At 36.4% G+C, this 15,136-nt stretch carries 16 protein-coding genes; all 16 read left to right on the top strand.

The window, feature by feature from the left end:
- Positions 1-318, top strand: a 318-nt coding sequence (locus GHI93_RS04950; RefSeq protein WP_153495953.1) for a phage holin, incomplete at its 5' end; no start/stop codon positions are given.
- A gap of 1 nt (position 319) precedes the next feature.
- Entirely contained in the window at positions 320-1,255 is a 936-nt protein-coding gene (locus tag GHI93_RS04945) for a GH25 family lysozyme (protein WP_153495952.1), read from the top strand.
- 156 nt (positions 1,256-1,411) lie between these two features.
- Positions 1,412-2,311: a ParA family protein gene (locus GHI93_RS04940; RefSeq protein WP_170272395.1), complete on the top strand. Its 900-nt coding sequence runs from the start codon at positions 1,412-1,414 to the stop codon at positions 2,309-2,311.
- The gene (locus GHI93_RS04935; RefSeq protein ID WP_153495950.1) at positions 2,312-2,716 is read left to right on the top strand and encodes a hypothetical protein; all 405 of its coding nucleotides are present in this window, start codon (positions 2,312-2,314) and stop codon (positions 2,714-2,716) included.
- Positions 2,713-3,471, top strand: a complete 759-nt coding sequence (locus GHI93_RS04930) for a hypothetical protein (protein ID WP_153495949.1) — start codon at positions 2,713-2,715, stop codon at positions 3,469-3,471. Before GHI93_RS04935 ends, GHI93_RS04930 begins: the two co-directional genes overlap by 4 nt.
- A 110-nt stretch (positions 3,472-3,581) precedes the next feature.
- The gene (locus GHI93_RS12815; protein ID WP_170272394.1) at positions 3,582-3,728 is read left to right on the top strand and encodes a glycine zipper domain-containing protein; all 147 of its coding nucleotides are present in this window, start codon (positions 3,582-3,584) and stop codon (positions 3,726-3,728) included.
- A 985-nt stretch (positions 3,729-4,713) separates the two neighbouring features.
- On the top strand, positions 4,714-4,953 hold the full coding sequence (locus GHI93_RS04925; RefSeq protein ID WP_153495948.1) for a type B 50S ribosomal protein L31: 240 nt from the start codon (positions 4,714-4,716) through the stop codon (positions 4,951-4,953).
- 114 nt (positions 4,954-5,067) lie between these two features.
- Complete coding sequence (locus GHI93_RS04920; protein WP_153495947.1) at positions 5,068-5,601, top strand: YceD family protein; 534 nt, start codon at positions 5,068-5,070, stop codon at positions 5,599-5,601.
- Between the two features lie 136 nt (positions 5,602-5,737).
- Positions 5,738-6,433 carry a response regulator transcription factor gene (locus GHI93_RS04915; protein ID WP_153495946.1) on the top strand — a complete coding sequence of 232 codons (696 nt, stop codon included), beginning with the start codon at positions 5,738-5,740 and terminating at the stop codon, positions 6,431-6,433.
- 67 nt (positions 6,434-6,500) lie between these two features.
- Positions 6,501-8,000, top strand: a complete 1,500-nt coding sequence (locus GHI93_RS04910) for a HAMP domain-containing sensor histidine kinase (protein WP_343030312.1) — start codon at positions 6,501-6,503, stop codon at positions 7,998-8,000.
- Between the two features lie 187 nt (positions 8,001-8,187).
- Positions 8,188-9,537 carry a UDP-N-acetylmuramoyl-L-alanine--D-glutamate ligase gene (gene murD, locus GHI93_RS04905; protein WP_153495945.1) on the top strand — a complete coding sequence of 450 codons (1,350 nt, stop codon included), beginning with the start codon at positions 8,188-8,190 and terminating at the stop codon, positions 9,535-9,537.
- Between the two features lie 131 nt (positions 9,538-9,668).
- A complete protein-coding gene (gene murG, locus GHI93_RS04900; RefSeq protein WP_153495944.1) occupies positions 9,669-10,763 on the top strand; it encodes an undecaprenyldiphospho-muramoylpentapeptide beta-N-acetylglucosaminyltransferase in 1,095 nt (364 codons plus the stop codon).
- Positions 10,760-12,055, top strand: a complete 1,296-nt coding sequence (locus GHI93_RS04895; protein ID WP_153495943.1) for a cell division protein FtsQ/DivIB — start codon at positions 10,760-10,762, stop codon at positions 12,053-12,055. The genes murG and GHI93_RS04895 overlap by 4 nt, the downstream gene beginning before the upstream one ends.
- Positions 12,056-12,170: 115 nt before the next feature.
- Positions 12,171-13,034: an alpha/beta hydrolase gene (locus GHI93_RS04890; RefSeq protein ID WP_246177029.1), complete on the top strand. Its 864-nt coding sequence runs from the start codon at positions 12,171-12,173 to the stop codon at positions 13,032-13,034.
- A 135-nt stretch (positions 13,035-13,169) separates the two neighbouring features.
- Entirely contained in the window at positions 13,170-13,643 is a 474-nt protein-coding gene (locus tag GHI93_RS04885) for a GNAT family N-acetyltransferase (RefSeq protein ID WP_153495942.1), read from the top strand.
- Positions 13,644-13,784: 141 nt separating this feature from the next.
- Entirely contained in the window at positions 13,785-15,098 is a 1,314-nt protein-coding gene (gene obgE, locus GHI93_RS04880) for a GTPase ObgE (RefSeq protein WP_170272393.1), read from the top strand.
- The last annotated feature ends 38 nt before the right edge of the window (positions 15,099-15,136 follow it).

The following is a 15,136-nucleotide window of genomic DNA, read 5'->3' as shown; positions in this document are numbered from 1 at the left end:
AACAGCAATGTAAAGAATATCGACGCACTCGCAAAGCTTGCAAATCAAGGTGTCGCATGGGTAGAGAAGAACTATGCGACTAATCCTGAAAAGCTCGGTGCTGCGATCGAGTATGTGACAAAAGGCGCTAAAGAATTGAAGCTCAAAGCAACGCCACATCAAATTGAAGCTCAAATTGAAGCCTCACTGGCAAACTTGCAACGTGACCCAGTCGGGACAGTCAAAGAAGCTAAAGAAGTAACGAATGAAGTGTTTGACAACGCTGAAAAAGTGGCTGAATTAGTCGCACCAATTATTAACGGAACAGAAGGAATTTAATATGAACGGTTACGATATTAGCTCGGTTCAGTCAAGTTTAAACCCTGCTAGCGTTCCCAGTGACTTCGTTGGGATTAAAGTGACAGAAGGGATAGGATATATTAATCCAACGTGGGAGACGCAAGTTAAGCAGACCCTATCAGCTGGAAAACACCTACTACTATATCACTTCATTACGAACGATTCAGTCATTGAACAGGCTAGCTTTTTCTTGAACGTAGCTAAAAACTATGCCAATCAAGCCATCTTAGCGCTTGACTTTGAAACTGGAACAATTGGCAACGAAATACCATATATCACGCTTGCGCATCGAGTGCAAGCAGAAGTATGGCTTGATTATGTCAGCGCTCGGACGAACGGTAGACCAGTAATTTACATGAATGCTGCGACGGCTCGTGAGTTCGACTGGACAAGTACAGCAAGCAAATATGGATTATGGTTGGCTCAATACGCTAGCACAGAACCCACAGGCTATCAATCACAGCCTTGGAGGGGAAATAGCTCGTACGGCGCTTGGAATCGCCCAACTATTTATCAGTACACCTCAACGGGTAGCCTTGATAATTGGGACGGAGAGCTTGACCTAAACCTTGCTTACTTGTCAGAAGACGAATGGCAAGAAATGGCAGGAGTTGCAGGAAAATCGGAAAACAACACAAATTACACCACATCAGACTTGGAGGATGACGAACTCATGAAATTTACATATCAAATTATTGATGCAAAAACAGGAAAATCACAAGGTACTATCTATTATTATGATGGAAATAAAGTAGTAGCACTTTCACATCAAGACCAGCTCAAGATTGTGCGCCAAATTTACAAAGATACGACTGGCAAGGACTTGAAGCAATATAGTTGGCGGACTGACGCTCCTTGGTACGTTCGGTTCATGCAAGCAATTAACCAGAAAGCACCAGAAATAGCTTGGAAATAACAATCACGCGCTCCGAAAGGGGCGTTTTTTTGTTTTTAATAACATAATAGTAAACATTAGTCAATGAAATATATGATTAAAATAATATTATAGATTGTTTTTAAGGTGTATAGTTGATATAATGGAATAAAAATGTATAAAAATATAGGAGTTTTTATGAAACAGGCTAAAGTCATCTCTGTATTAAATATGAAAGGTGGAGTTGGGAAAACAACCTTGTCTTGTAATCTGGCAATAGAGCTAGCAGATAGAGGATATAAAGTACTGGTAGTTGATTCTGATCCTCAATTTAACACTACGCAAACTTTATTTAAATATTATACAGGGAGTGTTGATAAATATAACGACTTGAGAGAGCATAACTTGACTATCAAATCTATTTTTAGTTCTAATCATAGAAATTCTGATATTGCGCAAGAATTGACTTCTCAAGATAATAACGCAATTTATACTTTTGAAGATGTGCAGAAAAGTGATTTCACTCAAAAAGGATTATCAATCATACCAGGAGATCTCAGCTTAATTGTTGATATAAATGCTTCAACGGCTGATCGTTTGAAGGCATTTTTCTATAAACAAAAGTTACGAGAACAATTTGACTTTATTGTGATAGATTGTCCGCCTACATGGGGAGAATTAACATCAATATCTCTTACAGTTTCTGACTACTATTTAATACCAACAAAATTGGATGAATTTTCTACGATTGGAATAACAATTCTTTCTCAGCAGTTATCTGAGAAAGTGGCTGCAATGGAGGGCAAACTCAAATGTTTAGGCGTAGTTTACATGATGCTAAATGAGACGACGGCAGAAAGTGGTATAGCTCGCAGAAATCGACCCTTTAAAAAAACTTTAGAGTCATATTTTACAGAAATGAGTGATGAAGTTAATTCGTCAGTTAATCAATTTCAGACAGTTATTTATAATAAACAAGCCATCGCGACTTCTTCAGTAATATACAAAACACACGAAAAGTACCCAGAACTTTTGGAAAGAATACAGGAATTAGTTAACGAAATTATGACTAGGATAGAAGTAAAGGAGGAAGTTTGATTGGACACTAAAAATATTATAAATACTTTGAAGAGTAGCAAATATTTGATGCGTGAAAAAAGATATATTTTTATAGGTGTAGTTATGGAAACTATTTTTAGTAGAGAACTATTTACTAAAAATAATGACTTGCATGAGTATATACATATATTTGAGAATTTAATGAAATTAACTCCATATCGTGATTACTTGTATAAATCTAGAACCATGTTAGCTTCGAGAGTCATAAAAGACCTTTTAAATAAAGAAGTTAATGCTGATTTGATTAGACTTATGATTGATAAACATATAGATTTTATTGAAAAATATGTAGGTTATTCTGATAAAAAGAAGAGCACAAAAAAATCAGAGTCGTCTTTACTTGAAGATATGATACGTTCTAATAGCGAGAAAACAGTTCGATGAATTATTTTGAAAAAATAGATAAAGATTTTGATAATACATTAAACAATTTGACAAAGAAATTCGGAACTTTAAGATGTATTGAAGAACAAGATTTTGATATTGAGTCATTAAAAAAATATCATATGAGATTATATATTTTACGAGAATTAATAGTTGTTTCTAATGTCCAAGAAGACGAGAGAATAAGTCAACCTTTAAATGATGCGACTAGTGATTTTATTGAATTTATTTGGTTACTATATACTGGGAGGTATAAAGCATCAATTGCATCCTTAAGAAACGGATTAGATATATTTGCTAGAAGCATGATTAGAAGTCTGGATTTTTCTTTAGAGACAAATTCATTTTCTAATAATGTAGAGAAAGTATTGAAAAATGTAAGAGTAAAAAATGAAGTACATTTGACTAGCAATGAAGCCAAAAAAAACCATAAAACTTTTATTAACGAGAATTTTACAGAAAATATGAAATATTTATACAAGGAACTCTCGGATTTTATACATGGAAGAATGAGGCAACAAATTGAGGTAGCGCATTATCTCAATAATATTATTGACTTCGAAAATAACCAAAGTGCGGATGAATATAATAGAGTAATAAATATAGGAGTACAAATTTTAGAAACAGTTTATTCAATGTTCCTTTTGGTTAATTATAATAAAATTGATGAAAATGAAAACACTTATAAACTTAATCTGATGATTGATCAAATCAATGGGAAGTTTAAAAAATATAAATCTCAATACTTATCTTAGGCCGCCGCCCTTCGGGGCGTTTTTGTTTGTTATATTTTTGATAAAATTATCGCTTCGGTGGTATTTTTTATTTTTCATAAGTGTTATAATTCAATTAAGGAGGTCCAATCATGAAAAAGAACAGTAATGCTTTAAATATTGTAGGTTGTTTAATTTTGGGAGTACTCTTTGGCTTATTATTTCAAAAACTAGCTATAGGAGTGATACTTGGTCTAGTTTTTGGCTTGACTTTGGTATGGACAAACAGAAAAGATTGAGGCATTTAATCTGAGAAAAACTTTCTTTGATACTGCTTGCAAATATAAATTAAAATGTTATAATAAAGATACCTTTCATATTATTTGTTTATATCCGCTCCATTCGTTGGGGCTGTTTTTGTTTAATTTAAGAAACAAGTTCTATAATGCATTATGCCACGAGTATAAATTTCTTAAATACTCTTAAACGCCCTCTCCTAACTGGGGCGTTTTTCTTTACAAAGAAAACGGAAAGTTATATAATGTTCTTATCCCAAAAAAACTTTTCATAAGTTTATCCTAAGCGTCCCACTCCTAACTGGGGCGTTTTTTGTTTTCCCTATAAAAAAGCAACAAAAAAAGCTCAAACTGACCGAGTTCAAGCCTATAAATTGTATTCGAAAGCACTTTTAAAGTATATCTTTGGTCAATTAAATTATAGCACGATCATTTCTTGCTGTCAATATATTGCCAAAAACCCAAACCCGTGAAATTCGACGGGTTTACATTATTACTGATGTCACGAAAATTTGAAGTTACGCGGTTTCCAGCGGTTTGCTCCCGACATTTTTGATGGTCACAAAATAAAGTCATTACCAGTTTATTTTTTAACACAATTTTAATATTAAAAATGAACTTGAAAGAGTTGCTTGTTAAGCTGAAAAAGCAAGATAGTATATTATAAAATTAGGGGGCAAAAAAGGGGCATAAGTATTAAACTTTTATATATTAATAGATTTTATTAAAATTTTTTTATGCTTATATATCCTATTATATCAATGTTTTAACCTATATTATATCTTTATATTTAAGCTAAATTTTATGGACCTTATGGACAATTTCAATAAATAAAATACTCCCCCTGCGCTTTTGAATGAATGTCAAGTTTTTTTCTTGACAAGTTAATTTTTATACTTGATTTATACGCGTGATTTTGCTAAAATAGATAAGTATTCGTACAACTTTGGTCTGGCAAACAGTCCAAGGCAGAAAGGAAATTTCTAAAATGAAAAACGGAATCCACCCTAAATACCAAGAAGTGGTCTTCATGGACACAACAACTGGTTTCAAGTTCTTGAGCGGTTCAACTAAATTTTCGAAAGAAACAGTTGAATTTGAAGGCAACACTTATCCATTGATTCGTGTTGAAACATCTTCAGATTCACACCCATTCTATACTGGAAAAGCAAAATTCCAAGCAGCAGATGGACGTATCGCCAAGTTCAACAAAAAATATGGGAAATAAGAAACAGCGCAAGCTGTTTTTATTTTATAATAATCTTCACATTGAGAGGATTATTTTTTGAAAAATATTAAAAATAAGTTAAAATAAGATGAATCATGTGAAGGAGAACAAAAAATGAAATGGTCACTTAATGAAATTTCAAAGAAAAAAAAGATTGATTTTGAGCTAACGTTGGATTTATCAGCTGCACTCAAAGCACGTGCAAAAGAAATCATTGATGTAAAAGAGATCTCAGCGATTGGACAAGTCTCTTATGATGATCAGATTTATTTACTGGATTATCAGATCCACACGACGTTAATCTTACCCTCATCAAGAAGTTTAAAACCGGTAGAGTATCCGATTGCGCTAGTTGTAAATGAAGCTTTTGCAAAACCCGATGGGAATTTGATGACTGAGGCATTAATGGAAGAAGAACTGATCATTCCATTAGAAAAAGATGGGATTGATTTAGATGAGTCGATCGAAGATAACATTTTACTTGAGATCCCACTTCAAGTGCTTGCAAAAGATGAGCAAGAAGAAGAAAAACTTCCAGCAGGTCAGTTTTGGAGCGTCATGAGCGAGGAAACTTATCGGACACAAAATGAAGCAAAAGAAGCCGAAAAAAAATCACCGTTTGCTCAATTAGATGGTCTTTTTGATTAAAAAGAATAAAATGTATTTAAAATATAACTTTATGAGTAAAAAATAAGAAAAAAATGAGTAAATGATTCGCTTTAATGTAAATTTTATATTATAATAAGGTTATGGTCGATGAGACTTTAAAATAAAGGAGAAAAACATGGCCCAAAAGAAAATTTTAATCATTGAAGATGAAAAAAATCTTGCTCGCTTTGTTTCACTTGAGCTCGAACACGAAGGTTATCTGACAGAAATCAAGGAAAACGGAAGAGTTGGACTTGATGAAGCACTCAGTCGTGAGTACGATTTGGTTTTACTGGACTTAATGTTACCAGAATTAGACGGTTTTGAGGTTGCACGCCGACTTCGTAAAGAAAAAGAAACACCAATCATTATGATGACCGCACGTGATTCTACGATGGATCGCGTTGCTGGACTTGATATTGGTGCAGATGATTATATTACAAAACCTTTTGCAATTGAGGAATTATTAGCACGTGTGCGCGCATTTTTCCGCAGAGAAGAGCATGCGCATCAAGTTGAAGAAGCTGAAAATACTGCTTTTCGTGATTTGGTGATTGATAAAACCAATCGTACGGTACATCGTGGAAAGAAAGTCATTGATTTGACACGTCGTGAATATGATCTTCTTTTAACACTAATGAAAAATACAGGAGATGTTGTCACACGTGAACATCTTGTTTCTGAAGTTTGGGGCTATGAAGAAGGGACAGAAACCAATGTGGTTGATGTGTATATTCGCTATCTGAGAAATAAGATTGATGTGGACGGAAAAGAAAGCTATATTCAAACGGTTCGAGGACTTGGATATGTCATGCGTGATCGGACAAATTAATTTTGTGAAATTAAAATACTGTCAGCACTGACAGTTTTTTTCTAAGAAATAAATATAGGGGACGACAGTGATAAAAATTAGAAATTTGGTCAATAAAACGCATAAAAATGTCAAAAAAACACCTGCACGTCGAAGTATTGTTTTACGGTGGGCCTTTGCGAACACGATTTTTTGTTTTATTGTGTTTACTATTTTTTCAGTTTTGATTTATCAAGTGACTGTATCGACTTATATCAGTGAAGAAAAAAGTGGGATTCTCTCTGCGATGGATACGGTTGAAGATGAGCTGAGTCAGTCTCAAAATGCACTGAGCTTGAGCAATATTCATAATTTCATCGCGTTTACACCAGAATCAACAGATTGGGGAAAAGTGCAAAGTGATGCCCCGCGCAATTTAAGTAGTATGATTGGACATCGTCGCGCGTTCATGATTTTTGATAATGACAAGCGATTATTATATTCAACGTCTCGCTACTCGATTCCACTAAAAGACAGTCCAAACAATCGAATCGTTGAAACCCACAATAATATTCCTGGATACATTGTACAACGAAAGATTTATTCAAAAACAACAGGACAAGCGATTGGATATATTCAAGCGTTTTACAACATTAGTTTTTATTATAATATTAATCGCCGCTTGATGTTGACGTTGGCTGCCTTAGAGATTGTGGTGCTGATATTAGCACAAATCATCGGGTTTTATATGGTGTCTCGATTCATGACTCCGCTTGAAAAATTGCATAAAGCCATGAAAAAAGTGGCAATATCAAAAGAAATTGCTTATCAACCAGTTGAAATCAAAACCAATGATGAAATCGAAGATTTAGCAGAGGTGTATAATGAGATCATGCAAAAAGCACATCGGTATTTGGATCAGCAAAAACGCTTAGTGTCGGATGTTTCACATGAGCTAAGAACACCGCTTGCAGTCCTTGATGGACATATCAATCTACTCAATCGTTGGGGAAAAAATGATCCTAAAATTCTCGATGAATCGTTGAGTGCAAGTCGTGAAGAAATCAGTCGAATGAAATCAATGCTCGAAGAGATGCTTGCTTTGTCTCGTTTTGAAAATGATGAGCTGGATATCCATAATATTGATACGGATCTCCTTAAAATTGCTGAAACGACACTGAAAAATTTCCATTTGATTCATGAGGATTTTGAGTTGAAATTAGTCAATCAGCTTACAGGAAATGGTCACGCAAAAATTCATGCCAATCATTATGAGCAAGGGATACTCATTTTACTTGATAATGCGGCAAAATATTCTCCAGGAGATAAAAAAGCCATCACTTTAACCTTATCAGAAGACGACGATTATATTATCACGAGCATCAAAGATTGTGGAATGGGCATTTCACCTGAGGATTTAGAACACGTTTTTGAGCGTTTCTTTAGAGCTGATAAAGCAAGAAATCGCCAAATCGGTGGGACGGGACTGGGATTGTCCATCATCAGTCAACTGGTTGAAAATTATAATGGGGAAGTTTTAGTCACATCGCAATTGGGTGAAGGATCAGACTTTATCTTGAAATTTCCAAAAGTTAAACCCGCACTGTAATTTAAAAACGATTTTCGTTTAAGTCATCTCTGGATGGCTTTTTTTCTTTAACTTTCAAGACTATTGAAAAAAAACGCAATTAGCGGTAAAATAGAAGAGTTAAAGCTGGACAAATGTCCTTTATTTAATCATCATTACAATCAATTGGTCGCACGACCAACTTCTTAGAGGAAGTTAGAAATCTCACATGAAAAAAATTACAACTTTTGAAAACAAAAAAGTCTTGGTTCTTGGATTAGCAAAATCAGGAATGGCCGCAGCACGACTATTATTTAAACTTGGAGCGCTCGTTACAGTGAATGATTTTAAAGCGTTTGATGAAAATCCTGAAGCACAAGAACTTCTCGAAGAAGGAATCAAAGTGGTCACTGGAGGACATCCAGTGGAGCTGTTGGATGAAGATTTTGAGCTGATGGTCAAAAATCCTGGGATCAGATACGACAATCCAATGGTCGTGAGAGCCCAAGAATTAGGGCTGTCAGTACTGACAGAAATTGAATTAGCTTATTTGGTATCTGAAGCTCCCATTATCGGCATCACAGGAACCAATGGAAAAACGACAACGACAACATTAATTGGCGCACTTTTGAAAGCAGGCGGACAATCGCCACAATTGGCTGGAAATATCGGTTTTCCTGCGTCAACTGTTGCAACGACTGCGCATCGCACGGATACCATCGTGATGGAAACGTCAAGTTTTCAACTAATGGGAATTGATCAATTTCATCCAAAAATTGCTGTGATCACAAATATTTATTCGACGCATTTGGACTATCATGGGACTCAAGCGAATTATGAAGCAGCGAAATGGAATTTACAAAAAAATATGACGTCAGATGATGTTTTGATTTTGAATTTTAATCAAGATAAAATGAAAGATTACGCAAAAAAAACGAACGCTTCTGTTCTTGCATTTTCGACGCGCGAAGTGACAGACGGGGCTTATGTTCTTGATGGAGAAATTTACTTTAAAAATCAGCATCTCATGGCAACAAAAGCATTGTCATTACCAGGTGAACACAATATCGAGAACGCTTTAGCGGCGATTTGTGTGGCTAAACGATGTGGTGTCAGTAATGACAAAATTATTTCTGTTTTGACCACCTTTGAAGGTGTACGTCATCGCTTACAATACTTGGGATTAGCAAAAGGCAGACGGGCATACAACGATACTGAGGCGACGAATATTGAAGCCACGAAAAAAGCATTAACTGGTTTTGATCATCAAAAATTGTGGTTATTTATCGGCGGATTGGATCGTGGCAATGGATTTGAAGCGCTTGAAGCATCAATTAAAGACGTTAAAGGATTAGTCATTTCAGGCGAAACGACTCCAAAACTTGTCGCAATTGCTAAAAAGTATGACATTCCTTATCTCGTATCAGATTATGTTGAAGACGGGATGGAAAAGGTCTTTCCACTGACGAAAGAAGGAGACACACTTTTACTTAGTCCAGCTTGTGCAAGTTGGGGACAATATACACGTGCTGAAGAGCGTGGCGATCGCTTTATTGCAGCTTTTGAGAAAATGAAATAAGCGTTTTATATTTCTGTCAGTACTGACAGCGGTCCAAAAAGCCTGTTTCAGACAAAAGTAAAGCGCTGAGCGCTGACAAAACGATTGACGGCTGTTTTTGACGCATCAAAACGAACGAAGAAAGAAAAATAATGAGAATAATCTTAACGGGAGGCGGCACTGGCGGACACATTTACCCAGCGCTTGCGTTCATCAAATACATCCAATCTGTTGAAGCAGATTCAGAAATTTTATATGTTGGAACAGCGCGTGGACTTGAAAGTAAAATTGTTCCCGCAGCAAAAATCGCATTTAAAACGATTGACGTGCAGGGCTTTAAGCGCTCACTTTCATTATCAAATCTAAAAACCATCACAAAATTTTTGTCAGCAACACAAGCTGCAAAAAAAATCATCAAAGCGTTTAAACCAGATGTGGTCGTAGGAACTGGAGGATATGTTGCAGGACCAGTCCTTTATGCCGCTGAAAAATTAAATGTTCCCACACTTATTCACGAACAAAATTCAGTTCCTGGAATCACAAATAAATTTTTAAGTTCGCGCGTCACAAAAATCGCTGTTGCTTTTGAAGCAGCAAAGCCATATTTTCCAAAGGAAAAAACAATTTTTACAGGAAATCCCCGCGCGCAAGAAGTGGCGAACTTAAAAGCGACTTCCATTTTAGAAACCGAATATCACTTGAAAAAAGATAAAAAAACGGTTGTGATTTTTGGCGGATCCCGCGGTGCGATGACGATTAATGAGGCAGTAAAAACAGCGCTTCCTTTATTTGAAAAAGAAGATTATCAAGTGATTTATGCTTCTGGACAAATCTATTATGATGAAGATCATGCTATTTTTGAAGCTTATCAAGCAAGTGAAAACATTGCAATTCGTCCCTATATCTCAAACATGCTCGAAGTTTTTGCATCAAGCGATTTGGTGCTTTGTCGTGCTGGCGCAACAACCATTGCGGAGGTGACAGCATTGGGACTTCCGACCATTTTTGTGCCCAGCCCTAACGTAACGGCAGACCATCAAACAAAAAATGCACAAGCACTTGTTGACATTAATGCAGCACAAATGATTGCGGATCGTGATTTGACAGGAGAAGTCATGGTTGAGGCGATTTCAAGTATTTTTGCTGATGAAGCGCGCTATAAAGAAATGTCTCAAAACAGTCGATTAGCAGGAGTTCCTGATGCTAGCGAACGTTTATATCAACTGGTGAAAGAAATAACAACATGAGTGAAGAGAACAACAATCGAACATCTTGGGAACAAAATGATTCCAATTTCCGTCCTCCAAAATCAGAACAGCGCCATTATCGTGGACCATCTGATCGTTTTAGTGTGAGTAAGTTTTTTAATGAAAATTTAGAAGAAACGTCTCAAAACACAGCAGATGAAACACGCGATGATCACCTCTTTTCATTTCAAAAAGATGACGTCACATTTTCTGACAGCTCAAATGACCGAAATGATTCAGATGATACAGATGAGTTTAACGCCTTTAATGACTCAGATGACTTTAACAATTCTGAAACTGATTTTGATAGGGCAGATGATTTTGAAGAAATCAATGATGAGAGTGATGAAAATGACGCTTACGAAGATGAATATGATCGATTTAATGCACAAAACGAAGCGCGTACCGTTCAAGAAGAAATTCCAGAACACCCAAAACCTATCCCGATTTATCGTCCAGTCTTAAAGAAAATGATGATTCCCTTATTTTTGGCAGGTCTCGTTTTTCTGATCTCCCTTTATTTCATTACGCCCATCAGCAAAATCGGACGATTCTCAGTTTCTGGCAATCAAAATGAAACGTCTGAGCAAATTGCATTGACCTCCGGCTTGAAAACAGGAGATTCGATATACTCTATTTATCAGCATCGCAAGAGCATCAATCAAAAAATTGAGCAAAAATTTCCTAGAATAGCTCAAGCGAACATTCAATTTCACTTTCCAAATGGCATTGAAATGAAAATCAGAGAACATCAAACCACAGCCGCTGTTCAGCAAAAAAATGGAACATTTCTTGTTTTAGATAACGGCTACATCGTAAAAACTTCAAAAGCTATACCTGCACAGACTCAAAAAATTCCTCTTTTGCTAGATTTCTCAGATCAAGAAGTTCAAACGTTTATTAAAGCATTTGAAACATTAACGCCTAGCTTACGGCAATTGATCCAAAAAGTGACAAAAACGCCAACGGATGCGACGAAGGATTTTATCGCCCTACAAATGAGTGATGGAAATCAAGTTCGTGTTCCCTTAAGTCAGATGTCAGAAAAACTCCCGTATTATCCTAGTATCGCAAAACAAGTCAAAGCACCACAAGTGATTGATATGGAAGCAGGAATTTATGCCAAAAGTCAATCCGATTACGCAAAAGATCTGAGCAATTTAGCCAGTGAGAAAGCAGCAGCACAATCCGCGTCAACTGCAAAAGCTGATGCAGATTCCTCCACTCAATCTAGCACATCACCTTCGACCACTCAAAGTTCGACGTCCCAAAGTTCATCTCAAACGCCATAATCCAGATTCAAACGGTTGAAATCTAGTTTTTTAATTACAAAATCCTTGCAAATTTCAAGAAAATAAGGTATGATTTCTATAAAATTAATTATTTTCAACAAACGAAAGGATTATTTTGATAAAAAATAAAAAATGGATCAAATTTTCTATTGGCGTTGCAATAATTCTCGCAGGGCTCATTGGTTTTGCTATTGGAAGTCAAGTGGAGAAAGTGAAGCATCGTCAAAATGATATGTTTTCTTCAAGAGAAATTTATCCGTCCATCTATATCACAGGATCAGGTGGAAAAATTTCATCTATTGACCCGATTGTTCAAGGTGTAATTTCAGATAAGACAACAAAAGCAAAAAAAGGTCTGGACATTGTTGTGAATAAAGACAATACGCTGAAAGTTTCTGGAAAAATTGACGAAAAAAATCACTATCCAACCATTGAAGTCGGGATGGAAGAAGGAACAAATAATAGTCTGAAATACGAGGCAGCACTCAAATCAGTCATGACTTATTTGGGAGAGCATTATCGGATTCCTTATGTGAATGTTTTAGGCTATTCTGCAGGTGGCTCAGGCGTTTATCGGTATTTATTACAGTACGCAGATGATTCAAGTCTGCCATTTGTTGAGAAGTTTGTCTCGCTTGATGGACAATACAATGCTTCAACAGCTCAGCCGAATCAAACGATGGAAGATGTTTTAAAAAATGGTCCAAAAATTAAAACGAAATTTTATCAATATTGGGAAGAGAATTATAAAAAATTAGATTCCAATATTCAAGTGACATTTTTAGCAGGAGATTATGATGCTGCAAAAGAGACAGATGGAACCGTTCCTTGGGCAGACACTTTCTCGGTTTATCATTTTTTGGTGAAAAATGAAAACCCAGTATCGTATTATATTTTTAAAGGACCCTACACAAAGCATGACCAAGTCCCTAAAAATAAACAAGCGATTAATTACATCAAAACTGCTTTTTATAAATAAAAAATGCCTCAGGCATTTTTTTTCATGAAAAAATGATTCGGATTTAAAATGTGATCAAATTCGGTAATCAAATTTTTATACCAGATTTTTAAAAAATATGTTAAAATAACAAGAATGTATAGGGAGGAACACTAAATGAAGATAAGACCAATTGAAGAAAAAGATAATACTGCAGTTTATCAGTTGATTAGGGCGGTGTTGAAATCTGAACATCTGGATATTCCAGGAACAGCGTATTTTGATGAAAATTTAAAACAATTAAGTCACTTTTATGCGACGCATCAGCCTGCAGATTACTTTGTCATTGAAAATGAAGCGGGGGAGATTGTGGGGGGAGCAGGATTTGCTCCGATTTCGACGGGAATTTGTGAGTTACAAAAGTTGTACATTGATCAAAACTATCGTAAAAAAGGCTTATCGAAATTACTGATGAATCAGGTGCTGAGTGCTGCAAAAAAGGATTATCAAGCGATTTATCTTGAAACGCATCATGATTTAAAAAGTGCATTAATGCTTTATGAGCGCTATGGATTTGAGCAACGTTTGGCTCCATTGCCTGAAAGTGAACACGCGACAATGGACGTTTGGATGATTAAAAATTTAACTTAAAAATCAATAAAAAAAGTAGGTTTTGAGAAATCGTGTAAAATATGGTAGAATAAGGAGAGTTCATGCGCTTTTTGGTAGGTTGATGCGCAAAAAATCATGAAAATAACGACGAAATAAATTGAAAATTAGAGGAAAGATAGAATGAGTCTGTTTTTAGATACAGCAAAAATTGAAGTGAGAGCTGGAAAAGGTGGAGACGGTGCAGTTGCGTTTCGACGTGAAAAATTTGTTCCAGATGGAGGACCTTGGGGAGGCGACGGTGGACGTGGCGGCTCTGTTATTTTTAAGGTGGATGAAGGAATGACGACGTTAATGGACTTTCGATATAATCGTATTTTCCGTGGGAAACCTGGTGAAAAAGGGATGACGAAAGGGATGCACGGTCGTGGCGCTCAAGATTTGATTGTAAAAGTTCCTCAAGGAACGACAGTAAAGGATTTTGAGACAGGAACTGTTTTAGTAGATTTGATTGAAAATCATCAGGAATTTGTTGTGGCTAAAGGTGGTCGCGGTGGACGTGGAAACATTCGATTTGCGACTGCAAAAAATCCAGCGCCTGAGGTGGCCGAAAATGGAGAACCCGGAGAAGAGCGGATGCTCATGCTAGAATTACGTGTGCTTGCTGATGTTGGACTTGTTGGATTTCCATCTGTTGGCAAGTCCACGTTGCTTTCGGTGGTTTCAAATGCGCGTCCTAAGATTGGGGCTTATCATTTTACGACGATCACGCCAAATATTGGGATGGTTCAAATTGGATTTGGGGATAGTTTTGTCATGGCAGATATGCCAGGATTGATTCAAGGCGCACACTCTGGGGCTGGACTTGGCATTCAATTCTTACGCCACATTGAAAGGACGCGTGTTTTGCTTCATGTACTGGACATGTCCGGACTTGAGGAGCGAGATCCATTTGAAGATTATCAAACCATTAATGATGAGTTAGAATCTTATAATTTACGTTTGATGGAACGTCCACAAATTATTGTGGCCAATAAAATGGATATGCCGCAAGCAGCAGAAAATTTGGAGACATTCAAGAAAAAATTAGCTGAAAGTTTAGAAGTCAATCAAGAAATGCCATTGATATATCCAGTTTCCGGACTGACTAAAGAAGGATTACAGCCCCTTCTTGCGATGACAAGTGAAATGCTGAGTCAAACCCCAGAATTTCCACTTTATGATGAAGAAGATTTGGCATCACAAGCAGCATATTATGGATTTGAAGAAGAAGAGGCACCATTTAAAATTGAGCGTGATCCGGATGGCGCTTATCGTTTGACGGGCGAAAAACTAATCAAACTCTATAAAATGACGAATCTTGAACATGATGAATCTGCGATGAAATTTGCGCGTCAAATGCGTGGATGGGGTGTGGATGAAGCACTTCGGAGTGCTGGTGCTGAGGACGGTGATTTGGTTCGGATTGAGAAATTTGAATTTGAATTTGTGGATTAAACGCGATGTCAAGGCGGTTTTGCGCAAGTGTGTGAAGG

Origin of the sequence: Lactococcus hircilactis (assembly GCF_009601015.1) — a bacterium.
GTDB lineage: Bacteria > Bacillota > Bacilli > Lactobacillales > Streptococcaceae > Lactococcus > Lactococcus hircilactis.
The sequence above is the reverse complement of the archived record's forward strand: the minus strand, read 5'-3'. Positions and strand labels throughout refer to the sequence as shown.

Bases quoted from the DNA above. Each gene is read 5' to 3' on its own strand.
- GHI93_RS04945 (WP_153495952.1), top strand. From the start codon at position 320: ATGAACGGTTACGATATTAGCTCGGTTCAGTCAAGTTTAAACCCTGCT.
- GHI93_RS04940 (WP_170272395.1), top strand. From the start codon at position 1,412: ATGAAACAGGCTAAAGTCATCTCTGTATTAAATATGAAAGGTGGAGTT.
- GHI93_RS04930 (WP_153495949.1), top strand. From the start codon at position 2,713: ATGAATTATTTTGAAAAAATAGATAAAGATTTTGATAATACATTAAAC.
- GHI93_RS12815 (WP_170272394.1), top strand. From the start codon at position 3,582: ATGAAAAAGAACAGTAATGCTTTAAATATTGTAGGTTGTTTAATTTTG.
- GHI93_RS04925 (WP_153495948.1), top strand. From the start codon at position 4,714: ATGAAAAACGGAATCCACCCTAAATACCAAGAAGTGGTCTTCATGGAC.
- GHI93_RS04920 (WP_153495947.1), top strand. From the start codon at position 5,068: ATGAAATGGTCACTTAATGAAATTTCAAAGAAAAAAAAGATTGATTTT.
- GHI93_RS04915 (WP_153495946.1), top strand. From the start codon at position 5,738: ATGGCCCAAAAGAAAATTTTAATCATTGAAGATGAAAAAAATCTTGCT.
- murD (WP_153495945.1), top strand. From the start codon at position 8,188: ATGAAAAAAATTACAACTTTTGAAAACAAAAAAGTCTTGGTTCTTGGA.
- murG (WP_153495944.1), top strand. From the start codon at position 9,669: ATGAGAATAATCTTAACGGGAGGCGGCACTGGCGGACACATTTACCCA.
- GHI93_RS04895 (WP_153495943.1), top strand. From the start codon at position 10,760: ATGAGTGAAGAGAACAACAATCGAACATCTTGGGAACAAAATGATTCC.
- GHI93_RS04885 (WP_153495942.1), top strand. From the start codon at position 13,170: ATGAAGATAAGACCAATTGAAGAAAAAGATAATACTGCAGTTTATCAG.
- obgE (WP_170272393.1), top strand. From the start codon at position 13,785: ATGAGTCTGTTTTTAGATACAGCAAAAATTGAAGTGAGAGCTGGAAAA.